11 protein-coding genes are annotated in these 16848 nt (G+C 50.5%); all 11 read left to right on the plus strand.

Annotation, left to right across the window (positions count from 1 at the left end; translation table 11 throughout):
- The first annotated feature begins 153 nt into the window (after nt 1-153).
- On the plus strand, nt 154-627 hold the full coding sequence (locus ABEW73_RS06195) for a hypothetical protein (RefSeq protein ID WP_430162514.1): 474 nt from the start codon (nt 154-156) through the stop codon (nt 625-627).
- A gap of 441 nt (nt 628-1068) precedes the next feature.
- Nucleotides 1069-6039, plus strand: coding sequence for a pullulanase (locus ABEW73_RS06200; protein ID WP_430162516.1), 4971 nt, complete (start codon nt 1069-1071; stop codon nt 6037-6039).
- A 326-nt stretch (nt 6040-6365) separates the two neighbouring features.
- A complete protein-coding gene (locus ABEW73_RS06205) occupies nt 6366-7766 on the plus strand; it encodes a stalk domain-containing protein (protein ID WP_430162518.1) in 1401 nt (466 codons plus the stop codon).
- 61 nt (nt 7767-7827) lie between these two features.
- On the plus strand, nt 7828-8682 hold the full coding sequence (locus ABEW73_RS06210; protein ID WP_430162520.1) for a phosphate ABC transporter substrate-binding protein: 855 nt from the start codon (nt 7828-7830) through the stop codon (nt 8680-8682).
- Nucleotides 8683-8792: 110 nt separating this feature from the next.
- Nucleotides 8793-9755: a phosphate ABC transporter permease subunit PstC gene (gene pstC, locus ABEW73_RS06215; RefSeq protein WP_430162522.1), complete on the plus strand. Its 963-nt coding sequence runs from the start codon at nt 8793-8795 to the stop codon at nt 9753-9755.
- Nucleotides 9752-10660: a phosphate ABC transporter permease PstA gene (pstA, locus tag ABEW73_RS06220; RefSeq protein WP_430162524.1), complete on the plus strand. Its 909-nt coding sequence runs from the start codon at nt 9752-9754 to the stop codon at nt 10658-10660. The genes pstC and pstA overlap by 4 nt, the downstream gene beginning before the upstream one ends.
- A gap of 69 nt (nt 10661-10729) precedes the next feature.
- Nucleotides 10730-11485, plus strand: coding sequence for a phosphate ABC transporter ATP-binding protein PstB (pstB, locus tag ABEW73_RS06225; protein WP_430162526.1), 756 nt, complete (start codon nt 10730-10732; stop codon nt 11483-11485).
- Nucleotides 11486-12043: 558 nt separating this feature from the next.
- Nucleotides 12044-12787 (plus strand): hypothetical protein, encoded by a 744-nt coding sequence (locus ABEW73_RS06230; protein WP_430162528.1) that lies wholly within the window; start codon nt 12044-12046, stop codon nt 12785-12787.
- A gap of 15 nt (nt 12788-12802) precedes the next feature.
- On the plus strand, nt 12803-14491 hold the full coding sequence (locus ABEW73_RS06235) for a VWA domain-containing protein (protein ID WP_430162530.1): 1689 nt from the start codon (nt 12803-12805) through the stop codon (nt 14489-14491).
- A gap of 65 nt (nt 14492-14556) precedes the next feature.
- Nucleotides 14557-15696, plus strand: a complete 1140-nt coding sequence (locus ABEW73_RS06240; RefSeq protein WP_127594015.1) for a toxic anion resistance protein — start codon at nt 14557-14559, stop codon at nt 15694-15696.
- Between the two features lie 165 nt (nt 15697-15861).
- Complete coding sequence (locus tag ABEW73_RS06245) at nt 15862-16809, plus strand: phosphotransferase enzyme family protein (RefSeq protein WP_430162532.1); 948 nt, start codon at nt 15862-15864, stop codon at nt 16807-16809.
- The last annotated feature ends 39 nt before the right edge of the window (nt 16810-16848 follow it).

A 16848-nucleotide genomic window follows, 5' to 3' on the forward strand; every position in this document is an offset into this window, starting at 1 on the left:
CGTATATGAGAGCTAAACCTATTTTGTTTTTAGTCCGATCCAGTCTGGATTCATTTATTCTGGAAAAAGTGAGGTAACAACGAAACATTTACTGGACAATTTACGTCTGAATAGGAAAGTATTGTAAAGAAAAAATGATAAGGTGGGAATTTGATGAAGACACGAAGAAAAGTAATCATTTCCTTAATCGCCTGTCTCTTATTTATTCCTTCAGTAGTTTCAGCTAAAGAAACAGAATTGAAGGCACCTGCTGTCAAAACAGTGAAGGCCCAAAAAATCTGCCCTTCAGCCAAGGTCGAAAGAGAGAAACAAAAAGTGGAGGAAGAGCGAACCGTGAATAGTGTAGTAATCCTTGAACCGCTGCAAACGCTCATGGACGACTACAAACTGAATAAAACAGAAGAACAGATCGAAGTCAGTATTATGCTTAGATATGATCTGAACATATCGAAACAAAACTTTTTAAAAACGAAGTTCTCTGCGTTTAAAGAGGCTGTAACGGATAAGGATGGATTCGGAGGATACAGTTTTTTTGCCAAATTGACAATCAAAGAAATTGAGGAAGTGAGTACATGGGATGCAGTCTCTACCATTTCACTTCCATCGGATACGGTGTCCATCTATTAATGATGTTGAGAAGCCCGTACGACGCTGATTCTTTAGGAATTTGGCGAGGTACTGGTTTTTTTTGATTTTCGGAAATATAGGAGCGCAGTTTATATCCGGTTCCTCTGACAGAGATAATAAATCGGGGCGTTCTTGGAGGGTCCTAGCTGGAGAGAGAGTCTCACTTGAGCCGCAAAATAGTTCTTGAAAACAGGCCAAAATGTGGTTGACGGCAAGGAACCTCGATACTACAATAAAGAATGCAAACGTTTCCATTGTAATCGCTTTCATCTATTCTTGTTTGATTCTATATTTCGAACCTATTCCTCTAACCATTAGTCAGTAATTGTCGTACTTTACTTGATGGAAGCTCAAACTTGTTTATGCAAGCGTTTGCGCAATGATCGGCATCAAAATAGCATCAACTACACCTAATCCAAGAACAGAAGGAGGCTATTTTTCATGAGAATGACGGTTTCAAGCAAACGAACGTGGTCCATCATCATGATTTTTTCGTTGATTTTCTCCATGTTGGGTATTCCGCCATCACCGGCCAATGCCCAAAACGCGCCAAGCCAAGTTACGCTGGTGGGGACTCTCCAATCCGAACTAGGCCATAGCGGAGATTGGGACCCGGCCGCCGCCGCGACAACCATGAAGGATATGGGGAACGGAGAATACAGCTTTACCGGTCACTTGCCCGCGGGGTCGTACGAGTACAAGATCGCGATTGACGGTAAGTGGGATGAGAATTACGGTTTCGCCCATTATTCCAATCCAAGCGGAGCGAGCAAGGATGGCAACATTCTCATAACGCTCGCTCAAGATTCCCAGGTTACCTTTTATTACAATCATGGGACTCACCGGATCGCGGATTCTACATACTACGCTCCGATCGAGGCTGATAAGCTTCCCCGAGTGATCGGCAGCTTCCAATCGGGCATCGGCGAAGCGGCCGACTGGTCGCCAGCGGATGCACGCTTGATCATGCAGGATTCCGATTATGACCATGTATACACGGTTACGGCCGATGTGTACGAGGGTGATCATGAGTATCAAATCGCTTTAGGCAGCGATGCGGCAAGCCCGGTGCACCCCGCTAATCGGGAAGCGCTTCACCTGCCGCAAGATGTGAAGGTTACGTTCAGCTATAATGCGAACGATCAGGGTGTTGCCGCTCATTTCACGGTTCCCACAGATCCGGGAACGCCGGTCCCTTCTAACCACCTGCGCGTCCATTATAACCGGGCAGACGCGAATTACGGCAGCATCGGGCTGTGGATTTTTGATGACGTTGCAGTTCCGTCCTCCAACTGGCCGACAGGGGCAACGCCATTCCCTAGCGGGCAGCAGGACGGCTACGGTGCCTTCGTCGATATTCCGTTGAAGGACGGCGCCCAAAAAGTCGGCATCGTCGTTGTTGACCGATTCAGTGGCAATAAAGACGGCGGCGACAAAAAATTTACCTTAGCCTCCCCGGACATGAACGAAGTATGGCTCAAGGAAGGCTCTGATACGGTATATAGCTTTGAGCCTGTTGACCTGCCTGCGGATACCGTGCGCATCCACTATCAAAGACAGGATCAGAATTACGATCCGTATGGTTTGTGGATATGGGGCGATGATGTCGCTTCGCCTTCGAAAGACTGGCCGACAGGAGCAACCATGTTCCCTTCAGGCCAAACCGACCGTTACGGCGCTTACGTGGACGTACCGGTGAAGCCGGGAGCCCAGAAGATTAACTTCCTCGTGCTGGATCCGTCCAAAGGAGATGCCGGGAAAGACGGCGGCGACAAGGGGTTTACCCTGGTAGACCGATACCAGCATCTATTCATTAAAGAAGGCGACAATACCGTCTACACATCTCCGCATGGGGAGGTGCCTACGGGGTTAGTCTCGGCAGAGGTATTGGCTCCCGGAAAGCTCCAGCTCGGATTTACGATGACCGATGGTTTGGAAGCGGATACGCTGAAGAATGAGCTGCAGATCAAGGATAAGGACGACCATACGGTTACCATTCAAGACGTGAAGATAATCGGAAACACCACCATCGAGGTGTCGGCATTATTCCAGCTGGATCAGATTCCGCTAAAGGTCACCTACGCCGGAAAAACCGTATCGGCCTCGACCGGCTGGAGAATGCTGGATGAGATGTACGCTTACGACGGCGATGATCTCGGGGGGACCTATCAGGCTGGAGGAGCCGAGCTCAAGCTGTGGGCACCGACGGCAGCCGAGGTCACCGCGAATGTGTACAGCAAGGATGATGCAACGCAGTTGATCGGCAATGTAACCCTGCAAAAAGGCGATAAAGGAGTATGGTCGGTTCAATTGAAGCCGGGGGACCTCGGGATCCAAGATTTTAGAGGATACTTTTATCAATACGAAGTGACCAACGATGGCGTGACGAAGACCGTGCTTGATCCATACGCCAAATCGATGGCGCAATTCAGAGTGAACACCAAGGGTGAAGTTGGACCGGACGGTGATACCGTCGGCAAAGCGGCTATCGTCGACTTGAGTCAAACGGATCCCGCCGGCTTCGGTTTTGCGGACATTCCTGGTTATGAGCAGCGGGAAGACGCCATCATCTGGGAGATTCACGTCCGAGATTTCACTTCGGATCCAACGATTGAGAACGACCTGCATAACGCCAATTGGGGCTCTTACGATGCGTTCAAAGAGAAGCTCGAATACATTAAGTCCCTTGGCGTCACCCATGTTCAGCTGCTGCCCGTGATGGCTTGGTATTACGGGGACGAAGCTGCCATGAAGAACAGGGAGCTGGAGTATTCGGCCAAAGACAATGAGTACAACTGGGGGTATGACCCGCACAGTTATTTCTCGCCTGATGGAGCTTATTCCGAGGATCCTACGGATCCGGAGCTTCGAATCAAGGAACTCAAGGCGATGATTAACGCCATCCACGAGGCGGACATGGGCGTCGTTCTGGACGTGGTGTACACCCATATGGCCAAGGCTGACTTCTTGAATGATATCGTGCCGAACTATTATGCCTTCCAGGACGCCAACGGCAATTTCATCGGCGGCTTCGGCAACAACCTGGCAACCAACCACAAGATGGCCGAGAAGCTGATGGTAGACTCCGTGAAATACTGGTTCGACGAATACAAAATCGACGGCATGCGCTGGGACATGATGGGCGATGCCACTTATGACGCCGTGCAGAACGCCTATGATGCCGCTGCTGCCATTAACCCGAACGCCCTGTTTATCGGCGAGGGCTGGGTTACGTTCGGCGGACATCTGTCGGATCCTTCCCTGGCAGGTAAGGGCGCAGACCAGAACTGGATGGATAAGACGGATGACGTCGGCGTCTTCTCGGATGAGTTCCGCAACGAGCTGAAATCCGGTTTTGGCAATGAAGGCGAGCCTCGATTCATTACGGGCGGCGCACGCGACATCCAAACGATTTTCAACAATATTAAAGCACAGCCAGGCAATACGAAGGAAGATGATCCGGGTGACATCGTTCAGTACATTGAAGCCCATGACAATTTGCCGCTGTACGACATCATTGCGCAGTCTATCAAGAAGGACCCTTCGATAGCAGCGAATGATCTGGAGATTCATAAACGCATTCGTCTGGGCAACCTGATTACTTTGACTTCGCAAGGAACGGCTTTCCTCCATGCAGGACAGGAATACGGGCGGACCAAGCAATGGCTGGGTCAGGGTGTGCCAGAGCAAAAATATCACGAATTAGTGGACGAGGCGGGGAACCGTTTCGGTTATTTCATCCACGACTCCTACGATTCCTCCGATGCCATCAACATGTTCGATTGGCAGAAGGCGACGAATGAAGCCAAATATCCGGAGAACAACAAGACGCGTGAATATACAACCGGGTTAATTGAGTTGCGAAAATCATCCGATGCTTTTCGCCTTGGCGATCAGTCCATGGTGAATTCAAACGTGACGCTGCTGCAGATTCCCGAGGTGAAAGCGCAGGATCTGGTTATTGCGTATAAAAATAAAGCCACGGACGGAACCGGCACTTATTATGTATTCGTTAATGCCGATAACCAGTCGAGATCGTTGACGCTTAGCGAGGATCTGACCTCCGGCGCGGTGCTGGTCGATAATGACGAAGCGGGTACGACCGGCGTCAAGGCGAAGTCCGGATTTACGTTAACCTCCGGCACGATTGCGCTTGAGCCACTAACGGCCGTTGTGATTAAAATGAATGCTAAGATCGATGACGGCGGCAACGGCAGTAACCCTGGCAGCGGAAGCGGAAGCGGAAACGAAAACGGAGGCGGGGGAGCAGGCGGCAATCCGTCGACCGATCCGGGAACGAAGCCAAATCAGGGTCAGCGGATCGTCAACGAAGAATCGCTGCGCAGCGGACAAAAGAAAGTGACGATTCAGCTGGGTGCCGAGGATATCGAGGTTCTCTTGCCGTTGACGGCAGGGGACATCCTGGGAGCGAAGCCGCTGGAGCTGAAGCGGGATGGCGTAAGTATACAGCTTCCGTCCGCGCTGCTTAAAGCGCTGCACCAGCTTGCACTGTCCAATCAGGCTAAGGATGCGGTCATCTCGTTTAAGCAGGAGGAGGTTGAATCACAGGAAGCTGCCTCACTCGTAGCCAAAGCAGCTGCTTCCGAGAAGGCTAAGCTGAAGCAAGGCAGCAAGATGTATGATTTCCAGCTTTCCATCCGCACGAAAGACGGCAAGGCATATAAGCTGGAGCATTTTATAGCACCTGTAACGATTGGATTTGCAGCCGACAGCGCCATTCACGGCAAGCTTGCTGGCATTTATCATATCTCGGATCAAGGCCAACTGAAATATGCTGGCGGCAAGCTGGTAAACGGGCTGCTAACGGCTGAAGTATTTCAATTCAGCACATATGCTGTATTGGAATACGACAAATCGTTTGCGGACCTTGGCGGCCATTGGGCCGAGCAAGCGGTAAAAGAGCTAGCCGCCAAACAGGTGGTAAATGGCATCAGCGATACGAAATTCAGTCCGAACCAGCAGTTGACACGGGCACAGTTCGCAGCGATGCTTGTTCGAGCCCTGGGCCTTGAAAGTACGCAAGATACGGCCTTCACGGATGTGGACGGCGAAGCGTGGTATGCTTCCGCTGTTGCGGCAGCTTATCAGCATGGACTGGTGAACGGCAGAGGCAAGGACACCTTCGCACCGAACGCGGCCATCACCCGCGAGGAGCTGGCTGTGATGCTTTATCGTGCATACCAGACCAGGGGGAACGCCTCTTCTTTAGCAGAAGCACCGGACCTGAAGGATAAGCAGCAAATTTCTCCATGGGCACTCCAAGAGGTGAATGAAGCCTTGTCCCTTGGCTTGATGAAGGGGCATGTCAATGGCACGTTTACGTCTAAAGCGATGACCACCCGGGCAGAAAGCGCCCAGGCTATGTTGAACCTGCTGAATCAACTGAAGTAATGTAAGTCGACACAGCAAGATGAAGATGGATCAATTTGCAGCGAAGTTTTTCAACCCAAAAAACGAGTCCTGGATCTCTTTCCAGCGGCTCGTTTTTTGTCATATGAAAATATTGACATTCAGATAATAATTCCAGCATTTTCCGTTTACAATTCGCTCCTATAATAGCAATCAGATGTGCCGCTTCTTATATACATATGAATGATTGGAAGTTTGGGGGGATGAGCCAGGCAAGCTCTCATAATAGACTAGATTTGTAGAGTACCGGGCAGCAGGACATGACATAAGATACAAATAGAATCTTAGAAAGAAGGGTGACAGAGCCAATGTCAATGAAAAAGGCGTTAGTGGTATCCATGGTAGCCACGGTGGTAGGTACTTCTGTCGTTAGCGCAGTATCGGCTGCTCCCGCAGTAAAGCCTGCTGCAGTTCCAGCTCAGGTCCAAATTTCAATGTTAACCATAAACGGCAGTACGATCCCGGTCCACTCCATCGTTAAGAACGGCGAGACGTTGGTATCGCTGCGTGATGTGATCAAGGCCATCGGTGCGCAGGCAGAAGTACATAGCGGAACCACAACGATTAAGCTGAATGACCATACGGTGATACTCAAAAACAGCTCACAGCAAATCGTGGTAGATGGCGTCAAATCGAATTTGGCCCAACCCGTAACCATCATTGCCGGTACGAGTTACGTTGCGCTTCGTCCGCTGGTGTCAGGGCTTGGCGGTACCATCGGCAAAAGAGGGGGCGTGCTTGAAATCAGCACTGTTCCATTGCTGGAAGAAGCCGAGAATCCTCGTTTTGCCGGAGCGGGCAAGTTGATCGTCTCCAAGAGTGATGAGAATGGCAGAACCGATTATCTGGTGGATACCGCGAGCGGTAAATACGAGCTGCTGCTGACCACGAACGGGGGATCGGATCTCGTTGTTTCTCCAAGCGGGGACAAAGCGGCCTATACGAATGCCGAAGGCGCGGTTTATGTGCTTGATCTGAAGACCCAGGCGTCGAAGCTGATCACGAGCGATAACAGCATTAAGCCGGAGCTTGTATGGTCAGCAGACGGCAGTGCGATCTACTTCCTGCAAGGGGATAAAGGATCGGTAATAGCCAAGTTGAATCTGGCTGACGGTGCCATTGTGAAAGTGGTTGAAGACAAGGTGGACTATAAGGAAAATCTGAATGTTTCAGCCGATGGCAAGAACTTCATCTATACGGTAACCACGCTGGGCACCGTAACTTCAGATACGACCAATATCGATGAAGACAATGTAACCATTGATTTTTCATCCAATCAACAGCAAATATTTGCATATAACACCGATAATGAGAAACCTGAAGCGGTGAAGCTTACTGCAACAACCGACGACAAGGTGTTTGTATGGTCTGCGGACGGACAAAAAGCTTACTACGTTAGCGTGCCTTCCACCGATGAGAAAGCGACGCTGCTGTCCGTGGATTCATCTCAGAAGACAGCCAAGGTGTTTGCCGATTACGACGTGGAGCAAGCCATTCTGCTTAACGGAATGCTGTACGTTCTTGCTGCTCAGGATGACAGCAACAGCGTCATCTACTCGATCGATACAGCAACAGGCAAACAAACCAAGCTGTACACGGTATCTTCCGACGTATCCTCTATTTCCGTGGGCGGATCGCAAATCGCGATTGTGGAGAACGGACGGGTGTTGGTGGGCGTTGGCGATAGCTGGAGAGCTGTGACGAGGTAACTTGTTCAACCGTTTCACCCCTAACGGATGATTTGCCCAAATAGAGAGGAGTTCATATACGATGAAAAAATGGATTAAACCAATGATGGCTGTTCTTGTGGCCGTATCTCTGGTCGGCGGCGCTACAACTGCCGCTGCTGCAAAGAGCAATCTGAAAGGCAAGATTGTCATTAACGGTTCCTCCGCACTGCTTCCGCTCACGCTTCAAGCTGCAAGTGAATTCAAGAAAGAGAATCCGAAAGTTAAAATTTCGGCTTCAGCAGCAGGTTCGATTACGGGTCCTCAATCGGTCCGTAAAGGCATTGCCGACATTGGTGCCGTGGATTGGGACGCATCCAAGAATGTGCCGGGCTTCAACAAATTCGACGGTTTGGTAGCCAATCCGGTGGCTGTAACGGTATTCGCAGCTGTAGCCAACCCGAATGTAGGGGTAAACAGCCTGACTACCAATCAGTTACAGGACATCTTCTCCGGCAAAGTGACCAATTGGAAGGAAGTGGGCGGTTCGGATGCCAGAATCGTTGTCGTTAACCGTAAGTTTGGCTCCGGCACGCGCGTCAACTTCCAGCAAAAAGCGCTGGATGGCAAAGAATTCATGAACAAAGGCGATAACTACAAAGAAGTTGGCTCCAGCGGCGATATGAAAACAACGATCGAAACTACACCGAATGCCATCGGTTATATTGACCTTCCTTACGTCACCAGCAAAATGAAGGCTTTATCGATCAACGGTGTAGCGCCAACAGAGAAAAACGTCCTGAATGGAAGTTATAAGGTATGGGGCATTGGATACTACATGACTAAAGGCCAACCAACCGGGGCAACCAAAGCGTTCATCGAGTATATCCAAAGCAGCAAATTCCAAAACGGATCCCTGAAAAAGCTGAAATTCATTCCGCTTTCCGCCGTTAAATAAGCTATCTTTTTGAACGCTTCGCCATTCCCGCATTTCATAAGGAGAGGGTTAGCCAGCTTCAGCGCATGGACGCCAAGCTGGCTTCTCTCTGTGAAAGGAAGAATCCGTTTATGATCGATCTGAATTCATCTACGAAGAGCACGGCGACAGTTGAATTGGGTCAATCCATCGGCAAGGCATCCGGTGCCAAATTTGACCGGAAGGCCCGTCTTCGGTGGTCCAACAAACTGTTTCGCATGGTCTGCATAGGCAGCGCTTTGTTTGTATGCCTCGTCCTGTTATGCATATTGGTCCTCATGCTTCGAACCGGTATTCTGACCTTCTCTCATGTCTCGCTGGCCGAATTTTTCTTCTCCACCAATTGGGATCCGGAAAATGAGCATTACGGCGCGCTTACCTTTATCTTGGGAACGCTGGCGCTAACGGGTCTCACCATGCTGATCTCCATTCCGCTTTCCGTCATCATTGCCGTGTTCCTGGCGGAAATGACACCGAAATGGCTTCGCCATCTGCTGCGTCCGGTGCTGGATCTGCTGGTGGGCATTCCTTCGGTGGTCTACGGCTTTTTGGGACTGACCTTACTCATTCCATGGCTCCGAAATATCAGCGGACACGATCTAGCCGACGGGCTGCTCGCGGCATCCATCGTGCTGACCATTATGGTGCTTCCCACAATCAGCCGGATTAGTGATGATGCCATTTCAGCGGTACCGAACAAGTATCGTGACGCGGCTTATGCGCTTGGCGCGAACCGCTTCCAAACCGTGATTCGTGTCGTCTTGCCTTCTGCAAGAGGCGGAATCATGTATGCCGTTATTCTTGGTATGGCCCGTGCGATTGGGGAAACGATGGCAGTCGTTATGGTTATTGGAAATACCGCCCAGCTCCCGAACAGTCTGTTTACGCCGACAGCAGTGCTGACCAGTAACATCGTTATGCAGATTTCGAGCGTTGAATTTGATTCCACCTGGAATTACGGATTGTACATGATGGGCTTTATCCTGCTTGCCATCTCCCTACTGATGATTGTAGCTGTAAGAATGCTTCAGAAAAAAAGGGGGCGCTACTCATGAGCATGAAGAAGCAGGCCAACCCCGTTCCCGCATATTCATTTGGCAAACGCAGAGGGGCCACCGTCCTGATGGATCGACTGTTTACGGGGCTGGTATGGGGTGTAGGCATTGTCGTCATTTTATTTATTGTCGGGCTTCTGTTTCTGCTTCTGGAAAAGGGGCTGCCACAGCTGAGCTGGGATTTCCTCTATGGGCTTCCAAGCGAGATTGAAGAGGGCGGCGGGATCGGTCCGGCGCTGTTTAATTCGTTCTATGTGCTGTTCATTTCCCTCTTGATCTCCATTCCGATCGGAATGGCTGCGGGGATCTATTTGGCAGAATTTGCTCCAAACAACAAGCTGATTGAGATCGTACGTATTTGCGTGGAAGGACTGTCATCCGTTCCATCGATCATTTTTGGTTTGTTTGGCATCGCGCTGTTCGTGGAGTTCTTTGAGATTGGTCTTACAATTCTGGGGGCGGCCGTTAGTCTTGCCTTCCTGAATCTGCCCGTGCTCACAAGGGTGACGGAAGAATCGATTCGGGCGGTTCCGGTTGAACTCAGAAATGCTTCATTTGCGCTCGGTTCAACCCACCTGCAGACGATCCGCCGCGTACTGCTGCCGGTAGCCATGAACGGGATCATGACGGGCATCTGCCTGACGGCTGGGCGCGCATTCGGGGAGAGTGCCGTGATTATTCTGACAGCCGGGGTATCCACTTCCGGGGAGATGTGGGATTTCAATCTGTTTTCGCCGGGGGGAACGCTTGCCGTCCATTTGTGGTACGTTCAATCTGAAGCGATCGTACCTGATGCCCAGGAGATCGCGCAGAAGACAACCGCTGTCCTGATCTTCGTTGCTTTGCTCATTAATATCGTATTCCGTGTACCGCTGTGGCTGAATTCACGGAAGAATCAAACATGACGGTGATGGACCCAGTAGATGCTTTAAGAAAACGAATACCATATAAACAACGCCGGGAGGGACACACTCGTGCAGCCATTCATTGAAATCAACAAGCTGAATTTGTATTACGGCGAGTTTCATGCCCTTAAAGATGTTTCGATTCAAATCCCGGAGCGTGCGATAACCGCTTTTATCGGACCGTCCGGGTGTGGTAAATCTACGCTGCTGCGGACCCTCAACCGGATGAATGACCGGATACCCGGAACGCGGATAGAAGGTAAAGTGGCGATAGGAGGAACGGATATATACGATGATGAGGTTCACGTGGAATCCCTCCGCCAAAAAATCGGAATGGTATTTCAGCAGCCGAATCCCTTTCCGAAATCCATCTATGATAATGTGGCCTTTGGCCCCAAACAGCACGGTGTTCGCGGCAAAAAGAAGCTGGATGAAATCGTTGAACAGAGCCTTCGCTCCGCTGTACTGTGGGATGAAGTGAAGGACGACTTGAAGCGTCCGGCACTAAGCCTGTCGGGAGGGCAGCAGCAGCGTCTTTGCATCGCACGCGCATTGGCGGTGGAGCCGGATATTCTGCTGATGGATGAGGCGACCTCGGCGCTGGATCCCGTCTCTACCTTCAAGATTGAGGAGCTGACACATGAATTGAAGGAACGCTATACCATCGTTATGGTTACGCACAACATGCAGCAAGCGGCGCGTGTGTCACAGCAGACGGTGTTCTTCCTAAATGGCGAAGTTGTGGAACACGCCGCTACCCGGAAGTTGTTCGCCAATCCCGTCGATTCGCGTACGCAGGATTATATCAGCGGCCGGTTTGGCTGAGGTGGACAGCGGACAGAAGCCAGGGTGTAAAGAGTCCTTCTATATAGATAGAACTAAAGAAAAGAAGAACTTCAACGGAGAAGGCGGAATTATTCTGGAGAAACGGAGTGGTCGCCCGAAAGCTTAAAGGCTGCTCGGAGTGGCCCTTCTATTGAAAGTAGAAGTCCTTCAGGCAATCCCTGAAGGACTTTTTTTTGTGTCTTTTGTCGCAGAACCATTGGATTATTTATGTAATTTTGATATAGTTACCCTACCTCTATGAACTTGCTTGCCTCGGCTTGGCCCCTCTGTTTTGCCGCGGTTCTCTGCGTATTCGCCATGACTTTCTTAAACACGGGACGGTCATGCCCGCATCATGTTATCCAAGTGAATATCCGATAAAGAAATGAATGGATTGGATATCGGCAGAGCTGCTTGGAGAGGAAAATGCATCTAACTTCGAATTGAGACGTAGTATGTGTTATATCCTTCATTTACCTATGTTTTTACGGATATTTTAAAAGACGGTTATAAGTCGAATCAGTCATCGCTCTATAGGAGTAGGGGAGGTGTTAATTCTTGAATGGATCGAAATCCGTGAAGCTGCTCCTGCTTATGGCGGTTATCGCGATCGTGAATATCGTGCTGGTTTCACCCGGGCTGCTCGGATTCCAAATTGGCGGCGATAGCGCCTTCCAGTCGGCATCGGTCATTACCGTATGGATTGTTAGTGTTCTTGCACTCTTTTATGGCAGTTATGTTTTGTTATTCAAGCCTCCGGCTGTGAAGGCGATCCAAACGATTCAGACCCGTGAGGATTACATAGACGCGCTTCATCATTATCGCAACGTGAAAGTGCTGAAGAATGATATCGCCCTTGCCCTGGACCAATTGGAACGAATCGAGAAAAAGAGAAACGCGCTGCTGGACGTCCTGGGTCAGCGTTTTGAGCAAACGGAGCTCAGTTACAAGAAATTCATGGCGGTCATCGATGAGGTTGAGAAGCTGTTCTATCTCAATATCCGAGGGATTCTGAACAAGCTGGGCGTCTTCGCCGCATCCGATTTCACCCGCATGTCCGATCTGCCGAAAGCATCCCAGTTATCCAGCAAGGTGGCGCAGAAAAAAACAGCCCTATACCAAGAGTATCTGGCTTACGTGACCGGTTATCTCGAAGCAAATGAGGAAATCATGCTCAAGCTCGATAAACTGCTGCTGGAGATCTCCTTGCTTGGCAGCGCCGACTACCGGGATGTAGAGGAGATGCCATGCATGAAGGAAATCGATACGTTAATCAAGCAAACCAAACTATATAAGCAATAAGAGAGGGAGATGATTATGCGAAGCAAAGGGAGTGCCTTTGTCGTATTAGTGGCTATTGCAGTGGTCGTGTTTGTTCTAGTGTACGCGGGGATCACGTTAACCTCCAATCTGGGCAAGAGCCAGTCTGAGGTCGATTCGGCAGGTGCGGCTAAGAAAATCAACAAAATCTACAAGGACATTGTGGTCACGACGGCGGATCCCATAAAAGGCCAAGTCGATCTGGACCCGGTTGCCGTAGCCGACGCTCTGCCTGATATATCCAAGTTTCCGATCTCGGTCGAGAATACAACGGACTTGTATGTTGAGATCTTCTCCTCGCCTGAGAAGGCTGGGCCGGGCATTGACGGATGGCTGAATGAAGTGGCAGCGGAGTTCAACAACTCCAAGCCGGTGGTGAACGGCAAGCCGGTATCGGTGAAGATCCGTAATATCGCGTCGGGAACCGCAACCGATTACATAACATCCGGGAAGTACGTGCCGGACGCTTTTACGCCTTCCAATGAGCTGTGGGGGGAGATGGTCAAGGAATATGGCGTCAAGGCCGAGCTTGTATCCAAGCGCCTCACAGGGAACGTGACCGGCGTTGTCACCCGAAAGGCCAAATACGACGAGCTGGTGGAGAAGTACGGTTCCTTGAACGTCAAGACGCTGACGGATGCCATATCGAATAACGAATTGGCGATGGGTTACACAGATCCTTTTGCCAGCTCGACGGGTCTCAATTTCCTGATCACGGCCCTTGAAACGTTTGACAGCTCCGATCTGCTTAGCGAAAAAGCGGTGCAGGGCTTCGAGAAGTTCCAGGCGAACGTCCCTTTCACGGCTTCGACCACGATCCAGATGCGCGATGCGGCGAAGTCCGGCATGCTGGATGCCTTTGTCCTGGAGTATCAGACCTATGTCAACGCGGCGGACATGAAGAGCGGTTACGTCTTTACCCCGTTTGGCGCTAGGCACGACAGTCCCTTGTATGCGCTCGGGAAAGTGCCGAAGGAGAAGCTGGACATTATCAAGAAATTCGCGGCGTTTGTTGAGCAGGACAAATACCAGAAGTTAGCCGACAAAAAAGGCTTCAATGGTCTTAACGATTATCAATCCGAGCTTGAAGTTGTCGACAGCAGTCTGCTGCCTTCTGCGCAGAAGCTGTGGAAAGAGAAGAAAGACGGCAACAAGCCGGTTGCTGCCGTGTTTGTAGCGGACGTGTCGGGAAGCATGGACGGCGAGCCGTTAAACCGGCTTAAAGAATCGCTGTTGACCGGGCAGAAATATTTGGGCAGAGACAACAGCATCGGCTTTGTATCGTATTCCACGGATGTCACGATCAATCTTCCCATCGGAAAGTACGACTTGAATCAGCAGTCGATGTTTGTCGGGGCGATCAACAGCCTTGAAGCCAGCGGGAATACCGCGACCTTTGACGGCATTGTCGTGGCAATGAAGATGCTTCAGGATGAGATGGCGGCGAATCCGGACGTGAAACCTCTGATTTTTGTGCTGAGTGACGGGGAGACGAACGTTGGGCACTCCCTGGATGACATCCGGGAACTGATCAAAGCGTATAAAATCCCAGTATACACGATCGGCTATAATGCCAACATTCAGGCGCTCCAGAGCATCTCCAGCATCAATGAAGCAGCCAGCATCAACGCGGATACCGACGATGTTGTATACAAAATCGGCCAGCTGCTGAATGTGCAGATGTAGCAGCATCACAAGCATTTTTCGATATAACGTAGTGGTTACACAAGAAACTTGTAGGAGGGGTTATATTGTCATTTACGATGGAAGTCATAAGTCCCGAGGAGATCAAGACGGCGATTGAGGAGCAGGTGAAGCCTGAGCCGGAAGAAGTCACGCAGCTGAAGGAGCTGGCGGCTAACAATGTGCAGGCCATCATGGAGCTGGATATCGAATCGCTCGAGAAGCGAAGACAGGTGCTGCAATCGATTGAGAGCTTTGGGATCAGCTCGATGAGATCCTCCTCGGAGAAGAATGCGCTCCTGCAGGTTCAGGTGGGGAGGTTATCGAAAACCGGGGACGAAGGCGGTCAAGTGGCCAAAGGGTTAACGGAGCTGCAGCTGCAGCTGAAGGATTTGGACCCGAGCGTCGTGGATTTTGCAAAAAGTGGGCTGCTGGGCATGGTATTTAACCCGTTGCGCCGATATTTTGCCAAGTTTCAAAAGGCGGATGCCGTCATTTCGGATATCATTATTTCCCTGGATAAAGGAAAAACCGTATTAAAGAACGACAACACCACGCTGGAGATTGAACAGCAAACCCTCCGCGAGCTCACCAAAAAGCTGCAAAAGGAAATTCAGCTGGGCATGCTCATGGATGCAGAGATCGAGTCCCAGGTCGAGGCGGCTAAAATCCGGCAGGAGTCGGAGGATAAAATCCGGTTTATTACCGAAGAGGTGCTGTTTCCGCTGCGCCAGCGGGTGATGGATCTGCAGCAGATGCTGGTCGTAAACCAGCAGGGGATCATGGCCATTGAAGTGGTCATTCGGAACAACAAAGAATTAATTCGCGGCGTGGATCGGGCGAGAAATGTAACGGTAACCGCGCTGAAAATCTCGGTCACGGTGGCCAGTGCCCTGTACAACCAGAAGATTGTCCTGAAGAAAATCGAGCTGCTGAACGAAACCACGAACAACCTGATCAGCGCTACCTCCAAAATGCTGAAGGATCAAGGTGCGGCGATCCACAAGCAGTCGCTGGAAACGAGTATTTCCGTCGATACCTTGAAGCAAGCGTTCACGGATGTGCTCTCGGCGCTCGATTCCATCAGCACTTACAAGCAGGAGGCGCTCCCGCGGATGCGTGAGACGATCCATCAGTTCAGTGAGCTGGCGGTAACAGGCGAGCAGCAGATCCAGCGCTTGGAGCGGGGGCAGAAGCTGGGACTGTAAGACAGGACGGGACATATTTTGAAAAAGAGTGTGTAGGTATGAGACTGCGCACTCTTTTTGCTGCTGGGCATGCCTAGGTTCGAAAATATTGAACAGGTAGGCATATGTAAAATCAATGGTCAGTGAATGCTCGATCCATGCGGATGGTGAAGGGAGGTCGCTGCAATGGAACAACGGGACCAACTTATGGCCATTGCTGCAAGCAAGTTTGGACTGTTGGAGAGGGATAAAGTACAGACGCATGTTTCCGAACACAGTCTGATCCGTTCTTATCGACTTGGTGCCAGGACCGTTTATGTGCGCATAACGGATGAGTCCCACAAACCGTATGTGAAAATTGAAGGCGAGGTGCAGTGGGTCGAGTTTCTTGGAAGTGAGGGAGTACGGGTTTCGAGACCGCTTTATTCGGTGGAAGGGAATCTGGCGGAGCGTATCCGGATGGAGGATCGTGAATATACGGCGGTGTGTTACGAGGAGGCGAAGGGGCGTCCGGTCGGGGAGAACGATGTTGATGAGAGCTTATACAGGCGAATGGGCCAATTCATGGGTTCCATGCACCGCATCACCAAAGGGTACACCCATCTGGATCCCGTTACAAGACGTCCTGATTGGTCGGATGAGGCGGAAAAAGTTCGGCATATCGATTTGCCGCTAACCGAGAGAGGGATCGCCCGTCGTTACGAAGCATTGGTTCATTGTATAACGGAGCTTCCGATTGATGCGGACGCTTATGGACTGATCCATGCGGATTTCCATTACGGCAATTTTTTTGTCGATGAGGATTCATTGTGCCTGATTGATTTTGATGCAAGCCGGTATTCATGGTTCATTGATGATATTGCGGTCGCCGCGTTTTTCTCGGGTTTAACGGAAGGGACGGATGCGGAGCCGGATCCGTTTCTGACCCCGTTTCTGGAAGGATACCGTCTGGAGCATCAACTGGAGGATAAGTGGTTTCGAGAAATCCCGTATTTCATGAAGCTGAGAGAAATGGGGCGTTATATCAAATTATTCCATGCCTGTGGCGGGAAGCTCAATAAACTCCATCCGTGGGGGCAATGGTTTATGAGGGGACGTAAGGAAAAGATTTTGCGAAGTTTCCCGGCAATTTAATAAACGCAGCCTTGGTTTGAAAGACGGAGCCAAGGCTTT

The sequence above is a fragment of the Paenibacillus lautus genome (genome assembly GCF_050482385.1).
Classification (GTDB): domain Bacteria; phylum Bacillota; class Bacilli; order Paenibacillales; family Paenibacillaceae; genus Paenibacillus_AQ; species Paenibacillus_AQ lautus_B.

What these genes read in the sequence shown, in the direction of transcription:
- ABEW73_RS06195 (WP_430162514.1), top strand. Translation starts at nt 154, where the DNA reads ATGAAGACACGAAGAAAAGTAATCATTTCCTTAATCGCCTGTCTCTTA.
- ABEW73_RS06200 (WP_430162516.1), top strand. Translation starts at nt 1,069, where the DNA reads ATGAGAATGACGGTTTCAAGCAAACGAACGTGGTCCATCATCATGATT.
- ABEW73_RS06205 (WP_430162518.1), top strand. Translation starts at nt 6,366, where the DNA reads ATGTCAATGAAAAAGGCGTTAGTGGTATCCATGGTAGCCACGGTGGTA.
- ABEW73_RS06210 (WP_430162520.1), top strand. Translation starts at nt 7,828, where the DNA reads ATGAAAAAATGGATTAAACCAATGATGGCTGTTCTTGTGGCCGTATCT.
- pstC (WP_430162522.1), top strand. Translation starts at nt 8,793, where the DNA reads ATGATCGATCTGAATTCATCTACGAAGAGCACGGCGACAGTTGAATTG.
- pstA (WP_430162524.1), top strand. Translation starts at nt 9,752, where the DNA reads ATGAGCATGAAGAAGCAGGCCAACCCCGTTCCCGCATATTCATTTGGC.
- ABEW73_RS06235 (WP_430162530.1), top strand. Translation starts at nt 12,803, where the DNA reads ATGCGAAGCAAAGGGAGTGCCTTTGTCGTATTAGTGGCTATTGCAGTG.
- ABEW73_RS06245 (WP_430162532.1), top strand. Translation starts at nt 15,862, where the DNA reads ATGGAACAACGGGACCAACTTATGGCCATTGCTGCAAGCAAGTTTGGA.